This window comes from Pseudomonas sp. NPDC086112, from assembly GCF_044746425.1.
Lineage (GTDB): Bacteria > Pseudomonadota > Gammaproteobacteria > Pseudomonadales > Pseudomonadaceae > Aquipseudomonas.
Map to the genome: position 1 here is coordinate 1 of NZ_JBIVCD010000109.1, position 356 is coordinate 356.

The window sequence follows — 356 nt, forward strand, 5'->3', positions numbered from 1 at the left end:
CTTGGCCAGTATTTTGCTTACGTATTTTGTATCGTCAAGCACTTCGCGCTTGGCTGCTACGCGTCTTCTTGGCATGGATAAGCCCTCAAACGGTCTTCAGGTTCGCTCGGAATCGGTGCCCTTTCGGGACGCCTCCGACCTTACTCTTATCGACTCAGAAAAATAGAAAATCAGTTTTTACAAAAAGCCGCTACTACTTAGGCTTCTTGGTACCGTACTTCGAACGACCCTGGTTACGACCTTTAACGCCGGAAGTATCCAAAGAACCGCGTACGGTGTGGTAACGAACACCTGGCAAGTCTTTTACACGACCGCCGCGGATCAGTACCACGCTGTGCTCTTGCAGGTTGTGTCCG

General features: G+C 50.6%; 2 pseudogenes. Both read right to left on the bottom strand.

What is annotated here, in order from left to right:
- Positions 1–75 (bottom strand): annotated as a pseudogene (locus tag ACIPLA_RS28280) (30S ribosomal protein S7); the annotation flags it as partial.
- Between the two features lie 118 nt (positions 76–193).
- Positions 194–356: pseudogene (gene rpsL / locus ACIPLA_RS28285) on the bottom strand (30S ribosomal protein S12); the annotation flags it as partial.